This is a genomic window from Pseudomonas sp. HLS-6 TE3448 (assembly GCF_053629555.1).
This window is the reverse complement of the sequence record NZ_JBRJIO010000001.1, coordinates 218,843-240,471: the sequence shown is the minus strand read 5'-3', so window position 1 is coordinate 240,471 and position 21,629 is coordinate 218,843. Positions and strand designations below refer to the sequence as shown.

The window sequence follows — 21,629 nt, the reverse complement described above, 5'->3', positions numbered from 1 at the left end:
AATGAAAAATAACGAACATGATGGGCGGCTGTCGTTGGCGGCAGCCGTGAGGGGAGGGGCTAGACGACTTCCAGGCGGATCTTCTGCTGGTTGAGCAACTGAGTCAGTGCGGCGACGGGCTGCTGATCGGTGACCAGGCAGTCCACCAGGCTGATTGATCCCAGGCGTACCATCGCGTTGCGCCCGAACTTGCTGGAGTCGGCGGCCAGGATGACCTGCCGTGCATTGGCAATGATGGCCTGGGATACACGCACTTCCTGGTAGTCGAAGTCCAACAGGCTGCCATCTTCATCGATGCCGCTGATGCCGACCAGGGCGAAGTCGACCTTGAACTGGTTGATGAAGTCGACACTGGCTTGGCCGACCACACCGCCATCGCGGCGTACGTTGCCACCGGCCAGCAGTACTTCGAAATCGTCTTTTGCACTCAGGATCGAGGCTACGTGAAGGTTGTTGGTGATGATTTTCAGGTGGTTGTGATTGAGCAGCGCGCGCGCAATGGACTCGGTGGTGGTACCAATGTTGATGAACAGCGACGCATGGTCGGGAATTTGCGCTGCGACAGCTTCGGCGATGCGTTGTTTTTCGTCGCGCATCTGATCGGCGCGCATCGCGTAGGCGGTGTTTTCGATGCTGGAGTCGTAGGCGGCGCCGCCATGGTAACGGCGCAGCAGGTTGACTTCGGCCAGTTGATTGATGTCCCGCCGAATGGTTTGCGGCGTCACGACGAACAGTTGGGCCATTTCCTCGATGCTGACATAGCCGCGTTCGCGGACCAGTTCGAGGATTTGCTGCTGACGAGGAGGCAGGTTCATGGGCTGTCCTTTGGGCGGCCGGGCAAATTTCTCCATGATGCCGGAGGAAATCTCCTACGACCAGCCCGGAGGATGGCACAACGCCTTGCATTGACCTGCGGCCTTGGCGCCGGCAAAGCCGACGCCCAGCGTTTTCGCGCTGCCTTCAAGGGGCACTGCGGTGGTTTCAGTTCTCGTCGTGCGGTTCCCAGTCACGGGTGCGGTCTACGGCTTTGAGCCAGCCGGCATACAGTTTTTCTTTCTGCACTTCATCCAGTTGCGGGGTGAACGTGCGTTCGATGATCGCTTTGCCGCGCAGTTCGTCCAGGCTACTCCAGAAGCCGCATGCCAGGCCGGCGAGGTAAGCAGCACCGAGGGCGGTGGTTTCGCGCATCTGTGGGCGCTCAACGCAGGTGCCGAGAATATCGGCCTGGAATTGCATCAGGAAGTTGTTGGCGACTGCACCGCCATCGACGCGAAGGGCGCTCAGGCGTTCGCCGCAATCCTGTTGCATGGCGTCGAGTACGTCCCGGGTCTGGTAGGCAATCGACTCCAGGGCCGCTCGGATAATGTGGTCAACCTTGACCCCTCGGGTCAGGCCGAACAGCGCACCGCGGGCATAGGGGTCCCAGTAAGGGGCGCCAAGGCCGGTGAACGCTGGCACCAGGTAGACCCCGTTGCTGTCCTTGACCTTGCTGGCGAAGTACTCGGTGTCGTGGGCGTCATTGATGATTTTCAGTTCGTCACGCAGCCACTGTACGGTGGAGCCACCGTTGAATACGGCGCCTTCCAGGGCGTAAGCCACTTCGCCGCGAGGGCCGCAGGCGATGGTGGTGAGCAGGCCGTGAGACGACGTGACGGCCTTTGTTCCGGTGTTCATCAGCAGAAAGCAGCCGGTGCCATAGGTGTTTTTTGCCTGCCCGGCGTCCACGCACATCTGGCCGAACAGTGCGGCCTGCTGGTCGCCGGCGATGCCTGCAATGGCGATGCCGCTTTTGGTGTGCCCGTACACCTCGGAGGAGGCGCGAACCTCAGGCAGCATTTGGCGAGGAATGCCCAGGACTTGCAGCATCTTCTCGTCCCACGCCAGGGTGTGGATGTTGAAGAGCAGGGTACGCGAGGCGTTGGTGTAGTCGGTGACGTGAACCTTGCCGCCAGAGAATTTCCAGATCAGCCAGGTATCGATTGTGCCGAACAACAGGTCGCCTTTTTCAGCGCGCTCGCGGGCACCCTCGACGTTGTCGAGGATCCATTTGAGCTTGGTGCCGGAAAAGTAGGGGTCGGTCACCAGGCCTGTGGTTTCGCGAATGTAGTCCTGCAGGCCATCGCGCTTGAGCTGTTCGCAAATTTCGGTGCTGCGTCGGCACTGCCAGACGATGGCGTTGTAGATCGGCCGACCGGTTTCCTTGTCCCAGACCACGGTGGTTTCGCGCTGGTTGGTGATGCCGATGGCCGCCACTTGATCATGGCTCAGGCCTGCCTGGGCCAGCGCCTCGACCATGGTTGCGCTCTGGGTGGCGAAGATCTCCATGGGGTCGTGCTCGACCCAGCCAGCCTGAGGGTAGTGCTGTGCGAACTCGCGCTGCGAGGTGCCGACCACGTTGGCGTCCCGGTCGAAAATGATGGCCCGCGAACTGGTCGTGCCCTGGTCCAGGGCAATGATGTAGTTCTTGTTATGGGTGTCTGTCATGTCGTTGGCCTTGCACTAAATAAGGTGGAGTCAGGGTAGGGCGGGCGTTGGCCCGCTGGCCCGGCATCAGGATGCCTGGGTCTTGCCCTGAGGGTTGTCGTCGGTCTGGACGGTCATGTTCGCTGCAGAGGGCAGGTTGCGGGCGAACACGCCGCGGTACAGGGCGGCACCAAGGCTTGCCCCTATGATCGGCGCAATTACCGGGATCAGAAAATAGGGCACCTCACGGCCACCGGTGAAGGCGATTGGTCCCCAGCCCGTAAGGTAGGTCATCAGTTTAGGCCCGAAATCGCGTGCGGGGTTCATCGCAAAACCGGTCAGCGGGCCCATCGCGCTGCCGATCACTGCGATCAGCAGGCCGATCAGTACGGGTGCCAGCGCGCCGCGTGGCAAGCCGTTGTTGTCGTCAGTAAGGGCCATGATCACCGCCATCAGGATGGCGGTAATGATCACCTCAACCAGGAAAGCCTGGCCGGTAGAGAGCGCCGGGTGCGGATAGGTCGAGAACACGGCGGCCAGCTCAAGGCTGCCTTGGGTGCCGCGCAGCATCTGATGGGTTTGTTCGTAATCGAAGAACAGCGTGCTGTAGAGCGTGTACACCAGCGCAGCGCCGCAGAAAGCACCGGCGATCTGGGCGACGATGTAGAACGCCAGTTTGTGTTTTTCAAAACCTGCGAACAGGCACAGGGCAATGCTGACCGCAGGGTTGAGGTGAGCGCCGGAGATGCCGGCGGTCAGGTAGATCGCCATGCTCACGCCAATGCCCCAGATGATGCTGATCTCCCACAATCCGAAGCTGGCGCCGGCGACCTTGAGCGCTGCAACGCATCCCGTGCCAAAAAATATGAACAAGGCTGTTCCCAGGAACTCGGCCATGCACTGGCTGGAAAGTGTCGGTTGTTGCTGGGCAATGGTCATTCGTTACCTCGGTTCTTGTTGTTGTGAGGCGCTTTGGCGCTCGACATGCTCCGGCAGAAATTCCCCAATTTCTGCTGGAAGGGGCTTTGGGGGTGTTGGCTTATATTCAAAATCGAAAAAATATAGACAAGAAACGCTTATGTCAAAGGTCGAAAGTGAACGGCAATTCACAATCTGACTATTGGTTTGCAGGATGGTGCTGGACGCTGCAAGGGCTGTGCTTGGACGTGATGTAGCCCCCTGTGTAGCTGCTCTGTGGGTTTTGTCCTAAAGTAGCCGACGAAATTTGTCTTTACGGCCTGCCAGGAGTCCGCATGACCCCCGCTCTCGATCTATTGAAAAAGGTTCGTGCCGAACATCGCGTACACAGTTACGAACATGACCCCAAAGCGGCTTCTTATGGGCTGGAGGCTGCGGAGAAGTTGGGGCTGGAGCCCGCGCGGGTGTTCAAGACGCTATTGGCCTGCAGTGAAAAGGGCGAGTTGCTGGTGGCGGTGGTGCCGGTGGCAGGTTCCCTGGACCTCAAGGCCCTGGCCCATGCTGCCGGGGTGAAGAAGTGCGAGATGGCCGACCCCGCGGCCGCTCAGCGTGCCACGGGTTATCTGTTGGGGGGCATCAGCCCGCTGGGGCAGAAGAAGCGCTTGCGCACGTTCATTGATCAGTCTGCACAGCCGCTGCCGACGATTTTTGTCAGTGCCGGGCGGCGTGGCCTTGAGGTTGAGTTGGCGGCTGACGTATTGGCGACCCACACGCAGGCAAGCTTTGCCGAGATCGCCCGCGACTGATAGCTGCTGTGTGGATCGATAAGGCGTGTGGGGCGGGCAAGCCCGCCCCTGGCTATCAAGCGGCCGGGCTGTAACGACGCACGCCGTTGTCGCCTGGCTGGAGTTGTGCGGCAACGCTGCCGGGTGCCGGAAACAGCACCAAGTGGTCTGCCGCAACCACGATACCGACTTCGCTGCCAGGCAAATGGTCGATGTGGCTGGGGAATATCGCTTCGAGCTGGCTGCCGGTTGCCAGTTGCAGGCGATACAGCGTGGACGCGCCGAGGAAGCTCTTGCCGACAATGCGAGCCTTGAGCTCGCTGTCAGGTGCATAGACGATATCGTCTGGCCGCAGCAGTACATCCACTGCGCTGCCAATGGCCATGGTGTAGGCGCGATTTCCGCAGAGCTCGCCGAGTTCGGTCTGTACGGACTCCGGGCTGGTCAGTTGACCGCGAATGAAGTAGCCCTGGCCAATGAAGCTGGCCACGAAGGGGGTCAGGGGCTCATGGTACAGGTTGTAGGGCGTATCCCACTGTTCCAGTCGACCTTCCTTGAACACACCGACATGGTCGCTGACCGCAAAGGCTTCTTCCTGATCGTGGGTAACCAGGATCGCGCTGGTACCACGGCTCTTTAGAATGTCACGCACTTCATGGCTGAGGCGTCGACGCAGTTCGACATCAAGGTTCGAAAACGGCTCGTCAAGCAGCAGCAGTTGTGGCTCGGGCGCCAAGGCGCGGGCCAGTGCAACCCGTTGCTGTTGGCCACCAGAAAGCTCATGAGGGTAGCGTTGGCCAAGGCCACCGAGCTTGACCAGCTCGAGCATTTCCTCGACCACGTGTTGCTGTTGTGGGTGTTTGCCAATGCCGAATGCAATGTTCTGCGCCACGGTGAGGTGAGGGAACAGTGCATAGTCCTGGAACACCATGCCGATTCGGCGCTTTTCTGGTGCGAGGGTGAACCCTGCTTTGGAGATGACTTCGCCTGCCAGCTGTATCTCGCCCTCATGCACGGGCTCAAAGCCGGCGATGGCGCGTAGCGTGGTGGTTTTTCCGCACCCGGAAGAGCCGAGCAAACAACCGATATCGCCGGCGTTCAGGTGCAGGTTGAGGTTCTGGACAACGCGCTGGCCTTGGTACCCACAGGCCAGGTTGCGAAGGTTGAGCAGTAAAGGTTGACTCATGCGTGGTGGTAAGCCGGTTCAACAAGGAATTCAAGAAGCGCCTTCTGTGCGTGCAGACGGTTTTCCGCCTGGTCCCAAGCGACCGAGCGTGGGTCGTCGAGAAGGTCCATGCTGATTTCCTCGCCGCGGTGAGCAGGCAGGCAATGCATGAACAACACATCGGGGGCAGCGAGGTCGAGCAGCTCGCGCGTTACCTGGTAAGGTGCGAACGTCTTCAGACGCCGTGCAGTTTCCTCCTCCTGCCCCATGGAAGTCCAGACATCGGTGCTCACCAGATGGGCGCCCCGCACAGCCTCTTTCGGATCGCGGACGATCGTGACGCGGTCGCCGGCCTGGGCGACGAATTGAGGATTCGGCTCGTAGTCTTCCGGGCAGGCGATGCGCAATTGGAAGTCGAACTGGATGGCGGCTTCTATATAGCTGTTGCACATGTTGTTGCCGTCGCCGATCCAGGCCACGGTTTTGCCCTGGATCGAGCCGCGGTGTTCGAGGAATGTCTGCATGTCGGCCAGCAGTTGGCAAGGGTGCAGGTCATCGGACAGGCCGTTGATCACCGGTACCCGCGAGTTGGCGGCGAACTCGGTCAGCGTGCTGTGGGCGAAGGTACGGATCATCACCGCATCCAGCATGCGCGACATGACGATGGCGCAGTCGCTGATCGGCTCACCGCGACCCAGCTGGGTGTCGCGCGGCGAGAGGAAGATGGCTTGGCCGCCGAGCTGGATCATGCCAGCCTCGAATGACAGGCGGGTGCGGGTCGAAGACTTCTCGAAGATCATCCCCAGTACGCGGTTCTTCAGGGGTTCGAACAACACGCCTCGGTTACGCAGGTCCTTCAGCTCGATGCCACGACGGAGCACACCGAGCAGTTCGTCGGGGGTGCAGTCCATCAGGGAGAGAAAGTGCCTTGCGTTCATCATTGACTACCTTTTTGCAACAGACCGCAGATCATCTAAAGCCGGTTTTTGGAAAAACGGGTGAGACCTGCGGCGAAAGCCGCACGTGGCGACGAAATTAGGGGGAGACGCAATACTATAATTAAATGTCGCGTCTTACCAAGAGGGGCTGCAACATCGGCACTGCCGAATCTGCGATAACCCAATGGGGAACAGCTTTTTTGTGTACGCCACAAGGTTTTACACTGCCTGCCAGCGGCTTGGCAAACGCTGCTCACGCTGTTGAGTGCATCACCGCACCGGCTACGTGCTCATTCGCATATCCGGCGCAAGGTATCTGCTCACTCAAGCGTGGCCCTCCGGACGGCTCCAGTTGCGCTAAATTTGCCCCTGGACGGTGGGCTAAGGGGGATGTTGGCAAGGCCGAGCGCCACGCTCGGCTTTCCGATACAATGCGTCACCGTGCCGACAACCGCGTCGGAAAGTTCAGCCGAGGTGCTCCATGGATATCATCGAAACAATCAAAGAGCAGATTGCCAACAACACCATTCTGCTTTACATGAAAGGCTCGCCCAATGCCCCGCAGTGCGGCTTCTCCGCCAAAGCGGCGCAAGCTGTAATGGGTTGCGGCGAGAAGTTCGCTTACGTGGACATCCTGCAAAACCCGGAAATTCGCGCCAACCTGCCGAAGTACGCCAACTGGCCAACCTTCCCACAATTGTGGGTGGCCGGTGAGCTGGTCGGCGGCAGTGACATCATGACCGAGATGTTTGCCAACGGCGAACTGCAGACGCTGATCAAGGAAGCGGCTGCCAAGGCCAAGGCTGCCGAAGCCTGATTCTTGTCAGCTAACAAAAAGCCCCGCATTGCGGGGCTTTTTGTTAGCTGCGAGAAAGACGGGCTTACTCGCCCATCTGCGACTGCAGGTAGTTTTCCAGGCCGACCTTGTCGATCAGGCTCAGTTGGGTTTCCAGCCAGTCGATGTGCTCTTCCTCGGCTTCGAGGATGTCTTCCAGCAGCTCGCGGCTACCGAAGTCGCCAACCGTTTCGCAGTGGGCAATCGCGGCCTTGAGATCGGCTAGACCTGTCTGCTCGATTTTCAGGTCGCACTGGAGCATTTCCTTGGTGTGCTCACCAATGAACAGTTTGCCAAGGTCCTGCACGTTCGGGATGCCTTCGAGGAACAGAATCCGCTTGATCAGTTTGTCAGCGTGTTTCATTTCATCGATGGATTCTTTGTACTCGTGCTTGCCGAGCTTATCCAGGCCCCAGTCTTCATACATACGGGCATGCAGGAAGTATTGGTTGATTGCGACCAGCTCGTTTCCGAGGATCTTGTTGAGATGCTGGATGACGCTAACGTCGCCTTTCATGATGGGGTCCTGCCCTGTAGGTGAGCTCAATAGCCCTGAGTGTGAGCCGGGCAACTTTTGCTGTCAAACCTAAGTTCTTGAATAATAAATAGAAACTAATAGGAATAAGAATGTTTTTGTTCCGCGTCTTAGTCCTAAGCACTTGAATTGCAGGCATAAAAAAACCGGACGCTGGGTCCGGTTCTTGGAAAGTCTGAATTATGCTGCAGTAAATTCTACCGGATAAGGCAGTGCAGCCTGGCTCACTTGCAGCTCGGTCAGGGTTTCGCGTACGACTTGTTTAGCCAGGCAGGCGCATTTGCCGCACTGAGTGCCCACATTGGTCGCTTCGCGTACGTCACGGTAGCTACAGCAGCCGTCGTAGATTGCATCGCGGATCTGTCCGTCGGTAACACCAACACAAAGACACACATACATAGAGGAGACCATCGTGGCTAAAGGCTCAATGCGGAGGATCTTAATGTTAATGAGAATGCTTGTCAAAGCACTTTGTTGAGTGATCCCGTTCGCCGCGACGGACGGCAGCCTGGTCAGTGACCGCCCTTAAATTCGGCGGTACACGTTGGGCGGTGTATGATGGTCAGTCCATGCGATGCCAGGTGGGCCATGTGCCCTGCTGTGCATACCATTCCACTACATCAGGAGATATCGAATGAGCGTGCTCGTAGGCAAAAAAGCCCCGGATTTCACGGTTCCAGCCGTACTCGGCAATGGCGAGATCGTCGACAGCTTCAACCTGGCTTCGGCCATCAAGGGCAAGTACGGCCTGGTGTTCTTCTACCCACTGGACTTCACTTTCGTCTGCCCGTCCGAGCTGATCGCCCTGGACCACCGTATTCCTGACTTCCAGGCGCGTAACGTCGAAGTCATCGGTGTTTCGATCGACTCGCATTTCACCCACAATGCCTGGCGTAATACCCCCGTCAACAACGGCGGTATCGGCCCGGTCAAATACACCCTGGCCGCTGACATCTCCCACGAGATCTGCAAGGCCTATGACGTTGAGTCCGAAGGTGGCGTAGCCTTCCGTGGCGCGTTCCTGATCGACACCAACGGTGTGGTCCGTTCGCAAATCGTCAACGACCTGCCGCTGGGCCGTAACATGGACGAGCTGCTGCGTCTGGTCGACGCCCTGCAATTCCACGAAGAGCACGGCGAAGTCTGCCCTGCCAACTGGAAAAAAGGCGACAAGGGCATGACCGCTTCGCCAGAAGGCGTTGCTGCTTACCTGAGCGAGAATGCTGGCAAGCTGTAAGCACCACGCATAAAAAAACCGGCCCCAGTGGCCGGTTTTTTTATGCGTGGCTGTCGACTTCAGTCGTCGAAGTCTTGCCAGCCGCCCATTTGTTTCCAGCGGTTGACGATACCGCAGAACAGCTCGGCGGTTTTTTCGGTGTCATAGCGAGCCGAATGTGCTTCACGTCCGTCAAAGTCGATGTCGGCACTTTGACAGGCCCTGGCCAGTACGGTCTGGCCATAGGCCAGGCCCGCCAGGGTAGCCGTGTCGAAGCTGGAGAACGGATGAAACGGGTTGCGCTTCATATCGTTCCGGGCTACCGCGGCATTGAGGAAGCCCAGGTCGAAACTGCTGTTGTGGCCGACCAGAATTGCCCGCTTGCAGCCATTGGCCTTCAAGGCCTTGCGCACACCACGGAAAATGTCGGTTAGCGCGGCCTCCTCGCTAACAGCCATGCGTAGCGGATGGTCCAGCTTGATGCCGGTGAACTCCAGTGCGGCCTGTTCAATATTGGCGCCTTCAAACGGTTCGACACGGAAGAAATAGGTGTGCTCGGGGAACAGGAAACCTTTCTCATCCATGCCGATGGTCACGGCGGCAATTTCCAGCAAGGCGTCGGTTGCGCAGTTGAAACCGCCCGTCTCGACATCCACTACTACTGGCAGGTAACCACGAAAGCGTTCGGCCATCGGGTGACGCGGGCCGCCGCTATGACCTTCCTGGTCGAGGTCGAAGTGATCATCACTCACGCATTTGTCTCCAGCAGGCGCCAGCGCAGTTGTTCACCGGCGCGCAGCGGTACCACGGTGTGCTCGCCGAATGGCAGGCTATCCGGGGCGGTCCAGCTTTCGCGGACCAGGGTAATAGTGTCGGTATTGGCCGGCAGGCCGTAGAACGCAGGGCCATGCAGGCTGGCGAAACCTTCGAGTTTGTCCAGCGCATTGCGCTGCTCGAATGCTTCGGCATACAGCTCGATAGCGGCGTAGGCGGTGTAGCAGCCGGCACAACCGCAGGCGGCTTCCTTGGCGTGACGGGCATGCGGCGCCGAGTCGGTGCCCAGGAAGAACTTGCTGTTGCCGCTGGTAGCGGCATCGAGCAGGGCGACCTGGTGCGTATTGCGCTTGAGGATAGGCAGGCAGTAGTAGTGCGGGCGAATGCCACCGACCAGCATGTGGTTGCGGTTGTACAGCAGGTGCTGAGCAGTAATGGTTGCCCCGACGTTGGCCGGTGCTTCTGTCACGAACTGCACGGCATCGGCCGTTGTAATGTGTTCGAAGACCACTTTAAGCGTCGGGAAACGCTCGACTACGCGGCGCATGTGTTCGTCGATGAACTGCTTCTCGCGGTCGAAGACGTCGACCTCGCTACGCGTTACTTCACCGTGTACCAGTAGCGGCATGCCGACTTCAGCCATGGCCTCGAGCACCGGGAAGATGTTGTCGATGCTGGTGACACCCGAGTCCGAGTTGGTGGTCGCACCCGCTGGATAAAGCTTGGCGGCGTGGACGAAACCGCTGGCTTTGGCCGCGCGGATTTCCTCGGGTTGGGTACGGTCGGTGAGGTACAGGACCATCAACGGCTCGAAGCGGCTACCAGCCGGACGGGCCGCGAGGATACGCTCGCGATAGGCGCCGGCTTCGGCGGCGTTGCGCACTGGTGGTACCAGGTTTGGCATGATGATCGCGCGGGCAAAGGTGCGCGCCACATCGCCAACGGTGTGGGGCAGGACGGCACCATCACGAAGATGGATATGCCAGTCGTCAGGACGCAGGAGGGTCAGGCGGTCGGACATTGGGGATTCCAGGCGGGTCGAACTCAAGGTGAATGCTACCGGAAAAGCCGGGGCCGAGCACTCGCTATCAAGTTTTGCCAGGGCCTACCGATACCTTGCAGGTATGCCGTGAAAAATTTGTGGAGCCGCCCGTGCGCCAGCATTATCTAGCCCTGCTCAGCATGTTTGCCAGCCTGCCTGCCATGGCACTTACTTTCCAGACGCGTCTGGAAAGCGTCGAGTGGAAGGTCGAGGGTGATCAGTTCGAGTGCCGATTGATCCAGCCGATTGCCAATTTCGGCTCCGGTGAGTTCGTGCGTCGCGCGGGCGAACAGCCGACCTTCCAGTTGCGTTCGAACAGCAATGTACTGGGGACAGGTTCGGCAACCTTGCTGGCCGCCGCCGCGCCGTGGCAGCCCGGGCGTGGCGATATCAACCTGGGCACTGTGCGCATGGCCCGTAACGGTGTGCTGTTCAACAGCACGCAAGGCCAGGCCAGCCGTTTGATCAATGGCTTGCTGGACGGCCGCAGTACCGTGGTCCGCAATTATGCGGGTGAGGCGGGGCGGGCGATGGAAGTGCGCGTGTTGCCGGTCAAGTTTGGCCAGGCCTACGGTGACTACCAGGTCTGTGCGGCCAAGTTGTTGCCGATGAACTACGACCAGGTGCGTCAGACCCGGGTCGACTTCCCGGGTGGCGGTATCGACCTGGATGCCAATGCCCAAGCGCGACTGGACATCATCCTCGACTTCCTCAAGGCTGATCCTACGGTCAATCATATTGAGCTTGATGGCCACTCGGACAACAGTGGCAATCGCCTGACCAACCGTGACCTGTCACGTCGGCGTGCGCTGGCCGTCATGGATTATCTTAAAAGCCACGGTATTGCAGAAGAGCAGATCACGCTGCGTTTCCATGGTGAGCGGTATCCACTTGCACCGAACAACAGCCCGGCCAACCGCTCGCGCAATCGCCGCGTGAACATTCAGTTGGACCGTGTGGCGCCCGTTGAAAAGCCGGTAGAAGCCGCCAGCGAAAAGCCGCTTGGCAAGGCACCTGATGCGGCGTCGACAGCACCGGGCCAAGTGCCTGCAGCCAACACCTCTGTTGCCAAGCCGGCCGTTAAGTCCTGAGGTTGAGGGGCGACCGTCCGTCGCGCCCTCGACCGTTCCTGTCGCTTTGTCGTCACAAGCTGTCGCCCCACTGTAAATGTTGCGGTAAGACCGGTAGAATCATCGGTTTTCCGTACAACCCCGTGGAGTGATGGCATGGCGGACGTAAAAAAGGTCGTACTGGCGTATTCCGGCGGCCTTGATACTTCGGTAATTCTCAAGTGGCTGCAAGATACCTATAACTGCGAAGTGGTGACCTTCACCGCCGACCTGGGGCAGGGCGAGGAGGTCGAACCGGCCCGCGCCAAGGCTCAGGCCATGGGTGTCAAAGAGATCTACATCGACGACCTGCGCGAAGAGTTTGTGCGTGACTTCGTGTTCCCGATGTTCCGCGCCAACACCGTTTACGAAGGTGAGTACCTGCTGGGTACCTCCATCGCTCGTCCGCTGATTGCCAAGCGTCTGATCGAAATCGCCAACGAAACCGGCGCCGATGCCATTTCTCATGGCGCGACCGGCAAGGGCAACGACCAGGTACGTTTCGAGCTGGGTGCCTACGCGCTCAAGCCAGGCGTGAAGGTTATTGCGCCATGGCGCGAGTGGGACCTGCTCTCGCGTGAAAAGCTGATGGACTATGCCGAGAAGCACGCGATTCCAATCGAGCGTCACGGCAAGAAGAAGTCGCCGTACTCGATGGACGCCAACCTGCTGCATATCTCCTATGAGGGCGGTGTGCTTGAGGATACCTGGACCGAGCACGAAGAAGACATGTGGCGTTGGACCAAGTCGCCGGAAAACGCGCCGGACGTACCGACCTACATCGAACTGACCTACCGCAACGGTGACATCGTTGCTATCGACGGCGTGGAAATGACCCCCGCTACCGTGCTGGCAACCCTCAACCGCATCGGCGGCGAGAACGGCATCGGGCGTCTGGATATCGTCGAAAACCGCTATGTCGGCATGAAGTCTCGTGGGTGCTACGAAACCCCGGGCGGCACCATCATGCTGCGTGCACACCGCGCCATCGAGTCGATCACCCTCGACCGTGAAGTCGCTCACTTGAAAGATGAGCTGATGCCGAAGTACGCCAGCCTGATCTACACCGGTTACTGGTGGAGCCCAGAGCGTCTGATGCTGCAGCAAATGATCGACGCTTCGCAGGTGAACGTGAACGGTGTTGTACGTCTGAAGCTGTACAAGGGCAACGTGATCGTGACAGGTCGCAAGTCTGATGACTCGCTGTTCGACGCCAACATTGCTACCTTCGAGGAAGATGGCGGTGCTTACAACCAGGCCGATGCAGCGGGCTTCATCAAGCTGAACGCCTTGCGCATGCGCATTGCCGCAAACAAGGGGCGTTCGCTGATTTAAGCATTCTCCTCGTTTGAAAAAAACCCGGCCTTGGCCGGGTTTTTTTATTCATCGTTTTTATTACTGTGGGTCTGTGCATGGCCATGCCTTATGGGGTGTGGAGGACATGGGTTTATTGGTAATCGTCGTTTGAATACCAGCATCCATATTGTAAAAAACCAACGACTCTCCACTTCCGTTACTGGGTGAAAGTCGTGATTGCTTCAACGCGCTTAGTACATGATGTTCAATAAATTGATTCGCGCCGCTGCCTGATAGAAAAATGCTGGATGGGGGTGTGTTGTCGGGTAGCACCGGGCTGTTCGGCGTGTTTATCATGAGTTCTAATTGTGCGAGCTTTTCGCACAGTTCATTGAGTTTCTCATGAAGTGCGTCATTGGGATCATCTCGACACTGTTCACGTTTTACCGTGCTCGTTGTTGAATATTCAACTGCACTTGAAGGAGGCTCGGCTATGGGCGCTTCATCGCTGGTTTTTTCTTGGGTCAAATAGTTCGATGCCGCTATCTCCTGTGCGTGCTCTGTGGGTATTTCAGCATTGTCAGGGACATACAGTGATCGTGTGTTGAAATTTAATGTAAGAAAGAAAAGCAGTGTCAAGAAGGGCGGAAACCCTACAAGAAACCACGTGTAAATTTCTTGGCTGTCTTCACCGAGAAATGGCAGGGAGGCCAGCGCAGAGGCCTCAATGATTCCGGCGAAGATGGCGATGATGGTCAACGGACTTTTGGGTTCGGCGTTGCTCATGATTCAGTACCTTCTGCTCATTTTGGCGGAGATGCATGACGGGCCGCCATGCTCAGAAGGATCGCTCGAATAGTCCGTACAGGTGGGTAATTATGTGTTGTTTCAGGCAGCACGTAAGGCGGCTGTATGGGGTGATTTTTAAAGAGGACTACGAACTTCTATTAATCTAATGGCACTATGGGAAATTTCCTTCAACGATTGTGGCGTCGCTTCATAGGTTGTGACTTTGAATGATGATAGTGTTGTTTTACAGCGGATTTTACTTGCGTTTTCTTTGGCGGGTGCTGCTGTTTTCTGAGTTTGGCATTAATAAAATTTGTAGGAATTGTCCTATGATTTTGTAGGCCGTGTCTTTGAGTGTAAGTGCTTGGCGGGAGCAGAATGCAATATTTCGAATGAATGGGATATTGTGCGAGCTTAAAAGCCGAACAGCAAAAATTTGGATTTGCCCATGAATAAAGTGCTGATCGTGGATGATCATCCAGTCATTCGTTTGGCTGTACGCATGCTGATGGAACGGCATGGTTACGAAGTCATTGCGGAGACGGATAATGGTGTAGATGCACTGCAACTTGCCCGGGAATATCTTCCCGACATTGTTATTCTGGATATTGGAATCCCTAAACTCGACGGGCTTGAGGTCATTACCCGCTTGGCCTCTACAGGGGAGGCGTTGAAGGTGCTGGTGCTGACATCCCAGGCGCCGGGGCATTTTTCAATGCGTTGCATGCAGGCGGGGGCTGCCGGTTATGTTTGCAAGCAACAGGATTTGACCGAGCTCCTCAGCGCAATCAAGGCTGTGCTGTCGGGCTACAGCTACTTTCCCAATCAGGCGTTGCATTCGGTTCGTTCCAATCTGGGAGGGGCCAGTGAAGCGGAGATGGTCGAACGCCTCTCAGGTCGGGAAATGATGGTGCTGCAACAATTGGCGCGCGGCAAAAGCAACAAGGAAATCGCCGATAGCATGTTCCTCAGCAACAAGACGGTCAGTACCTACAAGACGCGTTTGCTGCTGAAACTCAATGCCCGCTCCCTGGTCGATCTGATTGAGCTCGCTCAACGTAACGATCTGGTATGAAATGACGTTCAAAATAGCTTCCCGACCAGGAGGCTTTTTGATAACCCACTACTCGCCGCCCTGTTGATTGGGCGGCTGTTCGTTAAAGATCGAAGTCGTAGTCCGCCAACTGTTTCTGCAAACGGCGCTCTTCCAGCAGGTTGTCAATGGTGCGGCGTTTACTCAGATTGGTTTTTGTCGTCTCTACCGGAACATCCGCGACAGGCGAATCTTCGCTGGCAGTAAAGTCGTCATCCAGATCCAGGTCTTCTTTATCGGTGCTCATAAGTCACTCCACGGCAAGAGGGCCATTGGCGCACCTTATAACGAGATTCTCAGGTCCGGTAAAAAAGATTTTTTCAATCGGCTAATCAGCTTTTTCGCTATTTGCTCAATCGTCTGAAGTCTTGTGCTTGTAATCACACAGGTCTTCGATCCGGCAACTGCCGCAACGTGGCTTGCGCGCCTGGCACACATAGCGACCATGCAGGATCAGCCAGTGGTGGGCGTCCAGCAGGTAAGCCTTGGGTACAAACTTCAGCAGCCCCTTTTCAACCTCTAGAACGTTCTTGCCGGGGGCTATACCCGTGCGGTTGCTGACACGGAAAATATGGGTGTCGACAGCCATTGCGGGTTGTCGGAAGGCGGTGTTGAGCACCACGTTAGCGGTTTTTCGACCCACCCCAGGCAGTGCCTCAAGGGCTTCACGGTTATCCGGCACCTGACTGCCATGCTTTTCCACCAGTAATCGGCAGGTTTCGATAACGTTTTTCGCTTTGCTGTTGTACAGGCCAATGGTCTTGATGTACTCCGACAGCCCCTCGACGCCTAGTGCGTATATTGCCTCTGGAGTATTGGCCACCGGGAACAGGCGTGCAGTGGCCTTATTGACCCCAACGTCGGTAGCCTGTGCGGACAGGATGACCGCAATCAGCAGCTCGAAGGGCGATGTGTAGGCAAGCTCGGTCTTCGGTTCCGGATTGTCTTCATGCAGCCTGCGAAATATTTCCAGGCGTTTTGTAGCATTCATGGGTCAGCGAATTCCTTGGCAGCTAGAGGGCGCACGTCGGCGCCAGGTCCTATTGTACAGGGCGAGCAACAGGCCAAGAAGGAACAGGGCCCCGGGGGTGAGATGGGCCAGGCGCATCCCGCTGCCCATCAGCTCACGAGCCACACCCAGGATGATGCAGAGTGCAGCGAACCCGAGTAACAGGCTCAGCGGGGGGCGCCAGCTTTTGGCGTGTACCAGCGCATGCTCGAACAGCACGCACTGCAGCGCGATCAGTGCGGTGTAAAGGCCCAGGCTCTGGTAAAGCACCAAGGCGTAGGCGCGTAGGCTCAGTTCCAGGCAGGTGACGATTGTCGCAGCCAAAAGCATGCTGGCGACTTCTGCGCCGATACCCGTCAGTAGCCGCCTCAGGGGCGTCATACCGAGGCGATGCAACAATATTGCCAGTAGGCTGAGCGCTGCTATCGAAGCGCCCTGCAGGAGCGTTTGCGTGGCGCCCAGCAGCGGTGCCAGGCTTAGGCCGGCAAGCCAGTGTCTATTCATCGGTGGCCCCTTCGAGTAGGTCTTTGGCATGCTCATCGAAGTAGCGCAGGGCGTCATGTAGCGCCTGGATCACGGCGCGAGAGGTCACACTTGCGCCGGCCAGTTGGTCGAACTGGCCATTATCGCGTTTCAGTGCCCAGGCGGCATCGGGCGTAGTTGTGAGCCCATGGCCGATGAAGTGTTGCAGCCAGGTGTTGCCGGGTTCTACAAGCTGTGCGCCAAGACCCGGGGTTTCCTGTTGTTGCAGGACTTTCAGGCCCATTAGCCGGCCGCTGGGATCTATGGCAATCAGTATGTCCAGCGCGCCGCCGTAGCCCTGCGTACGACTATGCAGTACCACGGCGCTCGGCTGCCCGCCAAGAAGCGCGCGGTAGCCTGCACGCAGTGTGCTGTGTGCCAGGCGGGTATCGCTCAGGCGGATGGGGTGTTGCAAGGGGCTATTGTCATAGGACTCAGCGGGCAGCACGCTTAGCCATGTCTGTGCCTTGAGTTGTTCCTGTGCGACCCTGATCGGCGCGGCAGCGTAGTGATGCCAGGTCATGCTGACCGCGACTGCCAGTAACGCAAGGGCAGCCAGCAGCATGCCGCTGCGCAGACCTGTACGCTTCATGTTGCCTCCCGTTCCCAGCGGCCGGCCCAACGTTCAATGGCTGGCACCGCAAGGTTCATCAGCAGCACTGCGAACGCTATGCCGTCGGGGTAGCTGCCCCATGTTCTGATCAGGTAGATCAATACCCCGACTCCCGCGCCGAACAGCAAGCGGGCCTTGGGGCTCCTGGGGCCGGACACCGGTTCTGTGACAATGAAGAACGCCGCGAACAGGGTTGAGCCGGATAACAGGTGCAGCAGTGGCGAGCCGTGGGAGTCGGAGCCCGAACCGTTCCAGCAGAACAAACTGATGATAAACAGACTGCTCAGCAGCCCTACGGGCGCATGCCAGCTGAATACCTTGCGCTGGAGCAGGAACACGCCGCCCAGCAAGAAGCCAAGGCTGGCCCACTCGGTACCTTTACCGCCGAAATGGCCAAATCCGGGGTGCTGGGCGAACAACTCATCCATGGTCAGGCTTCTGTTGTTGCGCAAGCCATCCAGTACGGTGGCTTGTACCCAAGCGTCGGGTTGTGTGCTGCTGGCAATACCAAACACCTGGTGCAGGCTGCTGCCAAGGTCCAGCGGTTGGGGGGCAGGCCACTGGGTCATCGCAACCGGGAACGACAGCAAGACCAGGGCATAGCCAAGCATGGCCGGATTGAATGGATTCTTGCCCACACCGCCGTACAGGTGTTTGCCTATCGCAATCGCGCTACTGGCGGCGATCATCGGCAACCACCAGGGCGCATAGGCGGGCAGTGCAATGGCCAGCAATGTCGCGGTGACCAGGGCGCTGCCGTCGCTTAACGCGACCCGAACAGGGCGCTGCATCAGCATGAGCAAGCCAGCCTCGGTTGCCAGCGCTCCGACGCTGGTCAGCAGCAGGTTGAGCAGCAAGCCCCAGCCGTGCAACCAGAGCAACGCCAGCAGCCCTGGGGCGCAGGCCAGCAGCACCAGCCCCATGGTGGAGCGCAGACGCTCGCTGACATCAGCCGCGGCCATGCTCGCTCACTGCCTGGAGCGATTCAAGGTGCGCTTGCGCAGCCTGAGATTCGCGCTCCAGTTCCAGTAATTGGGCATGCTGGGCGTCGCTCGGGGTTTCACCGAACGCCGTACGGGCCTTGTTCAGCTGGGCGCGACTCATGGCTGCGGCGATCTTCGCCTGCTTCAGGGCCGCATCGGCTGCGGCGATCTTTTGAGCCTTGACGCGTTCGATGGCGGCCTTGATTGGGTCATCGGTTGCCGTTTCGGCCGTGGCATTGGCCGCAGGGCGTTGGCTGCGGGCAAGGCGTTCGGCTTGTTTGCGAGCCTCGTCACGCTGCAGGCGTGCGTTGCGTTGCTCGTAACGGTGCCTGGAGTGGTCACGCTTGGCGGTTCGTGCAGCCCGTTGCTCGGCATCGGTTGCCAGCCCGCCAACGATGGGGATGATTGCGCTGTTCGCCGGTAAGGGCAGCAAGTCGATGCAGTCGACCGGACAGGGCGCAACACACAGGTCGCAGCCGGTGCATTCGGTGCTGATGACCGTGTGCATCAGTTTGGCTGCGCCGACAATCGCATCCACCGGGCAGGCCTGGATGCATTTGGTGCAGCCGATACATTCCGCTTCCCTGATGTAGGCGACCTGAGCCGGTGCACTGCCGCGCTCGGGGTCCAGCGCCAGAATCGGTACGTCAAGCAGCGCGGCCAGGGCGGCAATCGTTTCGTCGCCGCCTGGCGGGCATTTGTTGATGGCCTCACCCTTGGCCAGGCCTTCTGCGTATGGGCGGCATCCGCCGTGGCCGCATTTGCCGCATTGGGTCTGTGGCAGCAGGGCGTCGATGCGTTGAATCAGACTCATGATGTAAACAATCCGTTGAGGCCGAGAAAGGCCATGGCCATGATACCGGCGCCAATCAGCTCCAGTGGCAGGCCGCGAAAGGACTCGGGTATGGCGTCGTTGTCGAGGGTACGCTGTCTAAGGTCGTCGAGCAGCATCAGTACCAGCCAAAAGCCCAGGCCGCTGCCCATGCTCAAGGCTATGACCTGCAGCACGTCGAGTTCAGGGCTACTGGCGGTGAGGCTCAGCGCCAGCACGCCGGCATTGCCAAGCAGCAGGGGCTTCAGACCCGTCTGCGGCAGTTGGGGCTGCCAGCGACTGACAAGGGTAAGCAGTGGCGTGATCAGTACGATGCACAATGGCAAGAACACGAACAGGCGCAGATAGTCCAGCTGCAAGGGCAGGAGCAGGTAGCGATAGAGGAGCTGACCGATCAGGGTGCTGCTCAGCATCAGCAGGCCGGTGGTCAATCCCAGTGCATGGATCTTGTGTCGGTCTGCAGCGCCATCAATACGCAGGGCGGGATCAAGGGCCAACCCCTGGTGCAGGACGATGTTGTTGATCAATGCAGCGCCGATGAGCGTAACGATCAGTTCTGTCATTGGAGGGCCGAAAAATCAGGGCTGTCAGCCATTATCCGGCAACGACGAAGGGAAGAGAACGCCCCGGCCTGAGATGACCGGGGCGGATATCACTTATTTGATGCGTTGACCCGGTTTTGCACCGCTGTCCGGGCTCAACAGGTAGATCTCTTCACCGCCAGGGCCGGCAGCCATTACCATGCCTTCGGAGATGCCGAAGCGCATTTTGCGTGGTTTCAGGTTGGCGATCATCATGGTCAGCCGACCTTCCAGCTTGGCCGGGTCCGGGTAGGCCGACTTGATGCCGGAGAACACGTTGCGCTGTTCGTCACCGATGTCCAAGGTCAGGCGCAGCAGTTTGTCGGCACCTTCCACTGCTTCGGCCTTGAGGATCAAGGCAACACGCAGGTCGACCGCCGCAAAGGCGTCGAAGTCGATCTCCGGCGACAGTGGATCCTTGGCCAACTCGCCGTTGCCAGTTGCTACGCTGGTCTGTGTCGCTTCCAGGTCTTCTTTGCTGGCAGCCGTCATGGCCTCGACCTTGAGCGGGTCGATACGGCTCATCAGGGCCTTGAACGGGTTCAACTTATGGTTGACGAGGCGGGTCTGATGATCGGCCCAGGTCAGCGGGGCAACGTTCAGGAACGCTTCGGCATCGGCGGCCAGTACTGGCAGCACCGGCTTGAGGAAAATCACCAGTTGGCGGAACAGGTTAACGCCTTGGGCGCAGATCGCCTGGACTTCTTCCTGCTTGCCTTCCTGCTTGGCCAGGGACCAAGGTGCCTTGTCGGCAATCCAGGCGTTTGCGCGGTCGGCCAGGGCCATGATCTCGCGCATGGCGCGGGCGAAATCGCGGTTCTCGTAGGCTTCGGCAATGCCGGGTGCGGCGGCCAGGAAGGCTTCGGTCAGTTCCGGTGCTGCGTCGCCATCGACCATCACACCGTCGTTGCCCTTGTGGATGAAACCGGCGCAACGGCTGGCAATGTTCACCACCTTGCCAACCAGGTCGGAGTTGACCTTCTGTACGAAATCTTCGAGGTTCAGGTCGAGATCGTCCACGCCGCGGCTGAGTTTGGCGGCGTAGTAGTAGCGCAGGTATTCCGGCGACAGGTGATCCAGGTAGGTGCGGGCCTTGATGAAGGTGCCGCGCGACTTGGACATTTTCTGGCCGTTGACCGTCAGGTAGCCATGGACGTTGATGCCGGTAGGCTTGCGATAGCCGGCGCCTTCGAGCATGGCAGGCCAGAACAGGGCGTGGAAGTTGACGATGTCCTTGCCGATGAAGTGGTACAGCTCGGCTTTCGAGTCCTTGTTCCAGAACGCGTCGAAGTCGAGCTCCGGGCGGCGTTCGCAGAGGTTCTTGAAGCTGGCCATGTAACCGATCGGCGCATCCAGCCAGACGTAGAAGTATTTGCCTGGCTCGTCCGGGATCTCGAAGCCGAAGTACGGTGCGTCACGGGAGATGTCCCACTCCTGCAGGCCGGCATCGAGCCATTCGGCGATCTTGTTGGCTACCGCGTCCTGCAGGGTGCCGCTGCGGGTCCAGCTCTGCAGCATGGCCTGGAAGTCTGGCAGCTTGAAGAAAAAGTGCTGGGAGTCTTTCAGTACCGGTGTGGCGCCGGAGATTGCCGACTTGGGGTTCTTCAGTTCGGTTGGTGCGTAGGTGGCACCGCATTTCTCGCAGTTGTCACCGTACTGGTCTTCTGCCGCGCATTTCGGGCAGGTGCCCTTGATGAAGCGGTCGGCCAGGAACATTTTCTTGTCCGGGTCGAAATACTGGGTGATCGAGCGGGTTGCAATGTGCCCGGCGTCGCGCAACTTCAGGTAGATATGGCTCGACAGCGCCCGGTTCTCTTCGGCGTGGGTCGAGTGGAAGTTGTCGAAGTCCACCAGGAAGTCAGCAAAGTCGCTGCTGTGCTCAGCTTGCACCCCGGCAATCAGTTGCTCGGGAGTGATGCCTTCTTTTTCGGCGCGCAGCATGATTGCCGAGCCGTGGGCATCGTCAGCGCAGACATAGATGCACTGGTTACCGCGAAGCTTCTGGAAACGCACCCACATGTCGGTCTGGATGTATTCGAGCATGTGGCCAAGGTGGATGGAACCGTTGGCATAGGGGAGGGCGCTGGTGACTAGAATCTGGCGTGGCTCGGACATGGGGGCTCGGCTACTT

Annotated in this window: 22 protein-coding genes and 2 pseudogenes; 6 read left to right on the top strand and 18 right to left on the bottom strand. The window is 58.6% G+C overall.

The genetic code is table 11. The features are described 5' to 3' along the window. Positions 1-59: 59 nt before the first annotated feature. The 3 genes from glpR to AB7M23_RS01130 all read right to left on the bottom strand — a co-directional run bounded on the left by glpR (position 60) and on the right by AB7M23_RS01130 (position 3,402). On the bottom strand, positions 60-815 hold the full coding sequence (gene glpR / locus AB7M23_RS01140) for a DNA-binding transcriptional repressor GlpR (protein WP_099775620.1): 756 nt from the start codon (positions 813-815) through the stop codon (positions 60-62). 166 nt (positions 816-981) lie between these two features. Continuing rightward, positions 982-2,484 (bottom strand): glycerol kinase GlpK, encoded by a 1,503-nt coding sequence (gene glpK, locus AB7M23_RS01135; RefSeq protein ID WP_065759324.1) that lies wholly within the window; start codon positions 2,482-2,484, stop codon positions 982-984. 66 nt (positions 2,485-2,550) lie between these two features. Beyond that, complete coding sequence (locus AB7M23_RS01130; RefSeq protein WP_102053775.1) at positions 2,551-3,402, bottom strand: MIP/aquaporin family protein; 852 nt, start codon at positions 3,400-3,402, stop codon at positions 2,551-2,553. A 314-nt stretch (positions 3,403-3,716) separates the two neighbouring features. Between AB7M23_RS01130 and ybaK the strand changes: the two genes are divergently transcribed. Next, positions 3,717-4,187 carry a Cys-tRNA(Pro) deacylase gene (gene ybaK, locus AB7M23_RS01125; RefSeq protein ID WP_065759322.1) on the top strand — a complete coding sequence of 157 codons (471 nt, stop codon included), beginning with the start codon at positions 3,717-3,719 and terminating at the stop codon, positions 4,185-4,187. Between the two features lie 55 nt (positions 4,188-4,242). Here ybaK and AB7M23_RS01120 read toward each other — a convergent pair whose 3' ends face one another. Next, positions 4,243-5,352, bottom strand: a complete 1,110-nt coding sequence (locus AB7M23_RS01120; protein ID WP_099775618.1) for an ABC transporter ATP-binding protein — start codon at positions 5,350-5,352, stop codon at positions 4,243-4,245. Continuing rightward, positions 5,349-6,269, bottom strand: a complete 921-nt coding sequence (gene argF / locus AB7M23_RS01115) for an ornithine carbamoyltransferase (RefSeq protein ID WP_065759320.1) — start codon at positions 6,267-6,269, stop codon at positions 5,349-5,351. Before argF ends, AB7M23_RS01120 begins: the two co-directional genes overlap by 4 nt. A 481-nt stretch (positions 6,270-6,750) precedes the next feature. Here argF and grxD point away from each other — a divergent pair, with 481 nt between their 5' ends. Next, positions 6,751-7,086, top strand: a complete 336-nt coding sequence (gene grxD, locus AB7M23_RS01110) for a Grx4 family monothiol glutaredoxin (protein WP_065759319.1) — start codon at positions 6,751-6,753, stop codon at positions 7,084-7,086. 64 nt (positions 7,087-7,150) lie between these two features. On the opposite strand, the gene bfr is transcribed toward grxD, so the two are convergent. Together bfr and AB7M23_RS01100 are read right to left on the bottom strand one after the other, a co-directional pair. Next, entirely contained in the window at positions 7,151-7,621 is a 471-nt protein-coding gene (gene bfr / locus AB7M23_RS01105) for a bacterioferritin (RefSeq protein WP_065759318.1), read from the bottom strand. A 198-nt stretch (positions 7,622-7,819) separates the two neighbouring features. Further along, positions 7,820-8,038, bottom strand: a complete 219-nt coding sequence (locus AB7M23_RS01100; RefSeq protein ID WP_065759317.1) for a bacterioferritin-associated ferredoxin — start codon at positions 8,036-8,038, stop codon at positions 7,820-7,822. Positions 8,039-8,273: 235 nt separating this feature from the next. On the opposite strand from AB7M23_RS01100, the gene AB7M23_RS01095 reads away from it, so the two are divergent. Continuing rightward, on the top strand, positions 8,274-8,876 hold the full coding sequence (locus tag AB7M23_RS01095; RefSeq protein WP_065759316.1) for a peroxiredoxin: 603 nt from the start codon (positions 8,274-8,276) through the stop codon (positions 8,874-8,876). Between the two features lie 59 nt (positions 8,877-8,935). Here the strand turns inward: AB7M23_RS01095 and rnt are convergent, their stop codons facing one another. After that, on the bottom strand, positions 8,936-9,607 hold the full coding sequence (gene rnt, locus AB7M23_RS01090; RefSeq protein WP_099775617.1) for a ribonuclease T: 672 nt from the start codon (positions 9,605-9,607) through the stop codon (positions 8,936-8,938). Further along, on the bottom strand, positions 9,604-10,650 hold the full coding sequence (gene pyrC, locus AB7M23_RS01085; RefSeq protein ID WP_454240057.1) for a dihydroorotase: 1,047 nt from the start codon (positions 10,648-10,650) through the stop codon (positions 9,604-9,606). Before pyrC ends, rnt begins: the two co-directional genes overlap by 4 nt. 131 nt (positions 10,651-10,781) lie before the next feature. Here pyrC and AB7M23_RS01080 point away from each other — a divergent pair, with 131 nt between their 5' ends. Next, the gene (locus AB7M23_RS01080; RefSeq protein ID WP_102053777.1) at positions 10,782-11,762 is read left to right on the top strand and encodes a flagellar protein MotY; all 981 of its coding nucleotides are present in this window, start codon (positions 10,782-10,784) and stop codon (positions 11,760-11,762) included. A gap of 135 nt (positions 11,763-11,897) precedes the next feature. Beyond that, positions 11,898-13,115 (top strand): argininosuccinate synthase, encoded by a 1,218-nt coding sequence (locus AB7M23_RS01075; RefSeq protein ID WP_065761933.1) that lies wholly within the window; start codon positions 11,898-11,900, stop codon positions 13,113-13,115. A gap of 444 nt (positions 13,116-13,559) precedes the next feature. On the opposite strand, the pseudogene AB7M23_RS01070 reads toward AB7M23_RS01075, so the two are convergent. Then, a pseudogene (locus AB7M23_RS01070) lies at positions 13,560-13,862 on the bottom strand (hypothetical protein); the annotation flags it as partial. Between the two features lie 451 nt (positions 13,863-14,313). Here AB7M23_RS01070 and AB7M23_RS01065 point away from each other — a divergent pair. Beyond that, positions 14,314-14,940, top strand: coding sequence for a response regulator transcription factor (locus AB7M23_RS01065; RefSeq protein ID WP_065760458.1), 627 nt, complete (start codon positions 14,314-14,316; stop codon positions 14,938-14,940). An 82-nt stretch (positions 14,941-15,022) separates the two neighbouring features. Here AB7M23_RS01065 and AB7M23_RS01060 read toward each other — a convergent pair whose 3' ends face one another. The 8 genes and pseudogenes from AB7M23_RS01060 to metG form a co-directional block, all read right to left on the bottom strand. Then, entirely contained in the window at positions 15,023-15,205 is a 183-nt protein-coding gene (locus AB7M23_RS01060; RefSeq protein WP_102053397.1) for a PA3496 family putative envelope integrity protein, read from the bottom strand. Between the two features lie 105 nt (positions 15,206-15,310). Next, positions 15,311-15,949, bottom strand: coding sequence for an endonuclease III (gene nth / locus AB7M23_RS01055; protein ID WP_102053396.1), 639 nt, complete (start codon positions 15,947-15,949; stop codon positions 15,311-15,313). 3 nt (positions 15,950-15,952) lie between these two features. Beyond that, positions 15,953-16,471: an Rnf-Nqr domain containing protein gene (locus AB7M23_RS01050; RefSeq protein ID WP_102053395.1), complete on the bottom strand. Its 519-nt coding sequence runs from the start codon at positions 16,469-16,471 to the stop codon at positions 15,953-15,955. Continuing rightward, complete coding sequence (locus tag AB7M23_RS01045) at positions 16,464-17,081, bottom strand: RnfABCDGE type electron transport complex subunit G (RefSeq protein ID WP_102053394.1); 618 nt, start codon at positions 17,079-17,081, stop codon at positions 16,464-16,466. The genes AB7M23_RS01050 and AB7M23_RS01045 overlap by 8 nt, the downstream gene beginning before the upstream one ends. Next, complete coding sequence (locus AB7M23_RS01040; RefSeq protein ID WP_454240056.1) at positions 17,078-18,064, bottom strand: RnfABCDGE type electron transport complex subunit D; 987 nt, start codon at positions 18,062-18,064, stop codon at positions 17,078-17,080. Before AB7M23_RS01040 ends, AB7M23_RS01045 begins: the two co-directional genes overlap by 4 nt. Before the next feature lie 10 nt (positions 18,065-18,074). Beyond that, positions 18,075-18,899, bottom strand: a pseudogene (gene rsxB, locus AB7M23_RS01035) (electron transport complex subunit RsxB); the annotation flags it as partial. After that, complete coding sequence (locus AB7M23_RS01030; RefSeq protein ID WP_454240055.1) at positions 18,896-19,480, bottom strand: Rnf-Nqr domain containing protein; 585 nt, start codon at positions 19,478-19,480, stop codon at positions 18,896-18,898. The pseudogene rsxB and the gene AB7M23_RS01030, both read right to left, overlap by 4 nt. Before the next feature lie 93 nt (positions 19,481-19,573). Next, entirely contained in the window at positions 19,574-21,613 is a 2,040-nt protein-coding gene (metG, locus tag AB7M23_RS01025) for a methionine--tRNA ligase (RefSeq protein WP_102053390.1), read from the bottom strand. Between the last annotated feature and the right edge of the window lie 16 nt (positions 21,614-21,629).

Bases quoted from the DNA above. Each gene is read 5' to 3' on its own strand.
- glpR (WP_099775620.1), bottom strand. From the start codon at position 815: ATGAACCTGCCTCCTCGTCAGCAGCAAATCCTCGAACTGGTCCGCGAA.
- glpK (WP_065759324.1), bottom strand. From the start codon at position 2,484: ATGACAGACACCCATAACAAGAACTACATCATTGCCCTGGACCAGGGC.
- AB7M23_RS01130 (WP_102053775.1), bottom strand. From the start codon at position 3,402: ATGACCATTGCCCAGCAACAACCGACACTTTCCAGCCAGTGCATGGCC.
- ybaK (WP_065759322.1), top strand. From the start codon at position 3,717: ATGACCCCCGCTCTCGATCTATTGAAAAAGGTTCGTGCCGAACATCGC.
- AB7M23_RS01120 (WP_099775618.1), bottom strand. From the start codon at position 5,352: ATGAGTCAACCTTTACTGCTCAACCTTCGCAACCTGGCCTGTGGGTAC.
- argF (WP_065759320.1), bottom strand. From the start codon at position 6,269: ATGAACGCAAGGCACTTTCTCTCCCTGATGGACTGCACCCCCGACGAA.
- grxD (WP_065759319.1), top strand. From the start codon at position 6,751: ATGGATATCATCGAAACAATCAAAGAGCAGATTGCCAACAACACCATT.
- bfr (WP_065759318.1), bottom strand. From the start codon at position 7,621: ATGAAAGGCGACGTTAGCGTCATCCAGCATCTCAACAAGATCCTCGGA.
- AB7M23_RS01100 (WP_065759317.1), bottom strand. From the start codon at position 8,038: ATGTATGTGTGTCTTTGTGTTGGTGTTACCGACGGACAGATCCGCGAT.
- AB7M23_RS01095 (WP_065759316.1), top strand. From the start codon at position 8,274: ATGAGCGTGCTCGTAGGCAAAAAAGCCCCGGATTTCACGGTTCCAGCC.
- pyrC (WP_454240057.1), bottom strand. From the start codon at position 10,650: ATGTCCGACCGCCTGACCCTCCTGCGTCCTGACGACTGGCATATCCAT.
- AB7M23_RS01075 (WP_065761933.1), top strand. From the start codon at position 11,898: ATGGCGGACGTAAAAAAGGTCGTACTGGCGTATTCCGGCGGCCTTGAT.
- AB7M23_RS01065 (WP_065760458.1), top strand. From the start codon at position 14,314: ATGAATAAAGTGCTGATCGTGGATGATCATCCAGTCATTCGTTTGGCT.
- AB7M23_RS01060 (WP_102053397.1), bottom strand. From the start codon at position 15,205: ATGAGCACCGATAAAGAAGACCTGGATCTGGATGACGACTTTACTGCC.
- nth (WP_102053396.1), bottom strand. From the start codon at position 15,949: ATGAATGCTACAAAACGCCTGGAAATATTTCGCAGGCTGCATGAAGAC.
- AB7M23_RS01050 (WP_102053395.1), bottom strand. From the start codon at position 16,471: ATGAATAGACACTGGCTTGCCGGCCTAAGCCTGGCACCGCTGCTGGGC.
- AB7M23_RS01045 (WP_102053394.1), bottom strand. From the start codon at position 17,081: ATGAAGCGTACAGGTCTGCGCAGCGGCATGCTGCTGGCTGCCCTTGCG.
- AB7M23_RS01040 (WP_454240056.1), bottom strand. From the start codon at position 18,064: ATGGCCGCGGCTGATGTCAGCGAGCGTCTGCGCTCCACCATGGGGCTG.
- AB7M23_RS01030 (WP_454240055.1), bottom strand. From the start codon at position 19,480: ATGACAGAACTGATCGTTACGCTCATCGGCGCTGCATTGATCAACAAC.
- metG (WP_102053390.1), bottom strand. From the start codon at position 21,613: ATGTCCGAGCCACGCCAGATTCTAGTCACCAGCGCCCTCCCCTATGCC.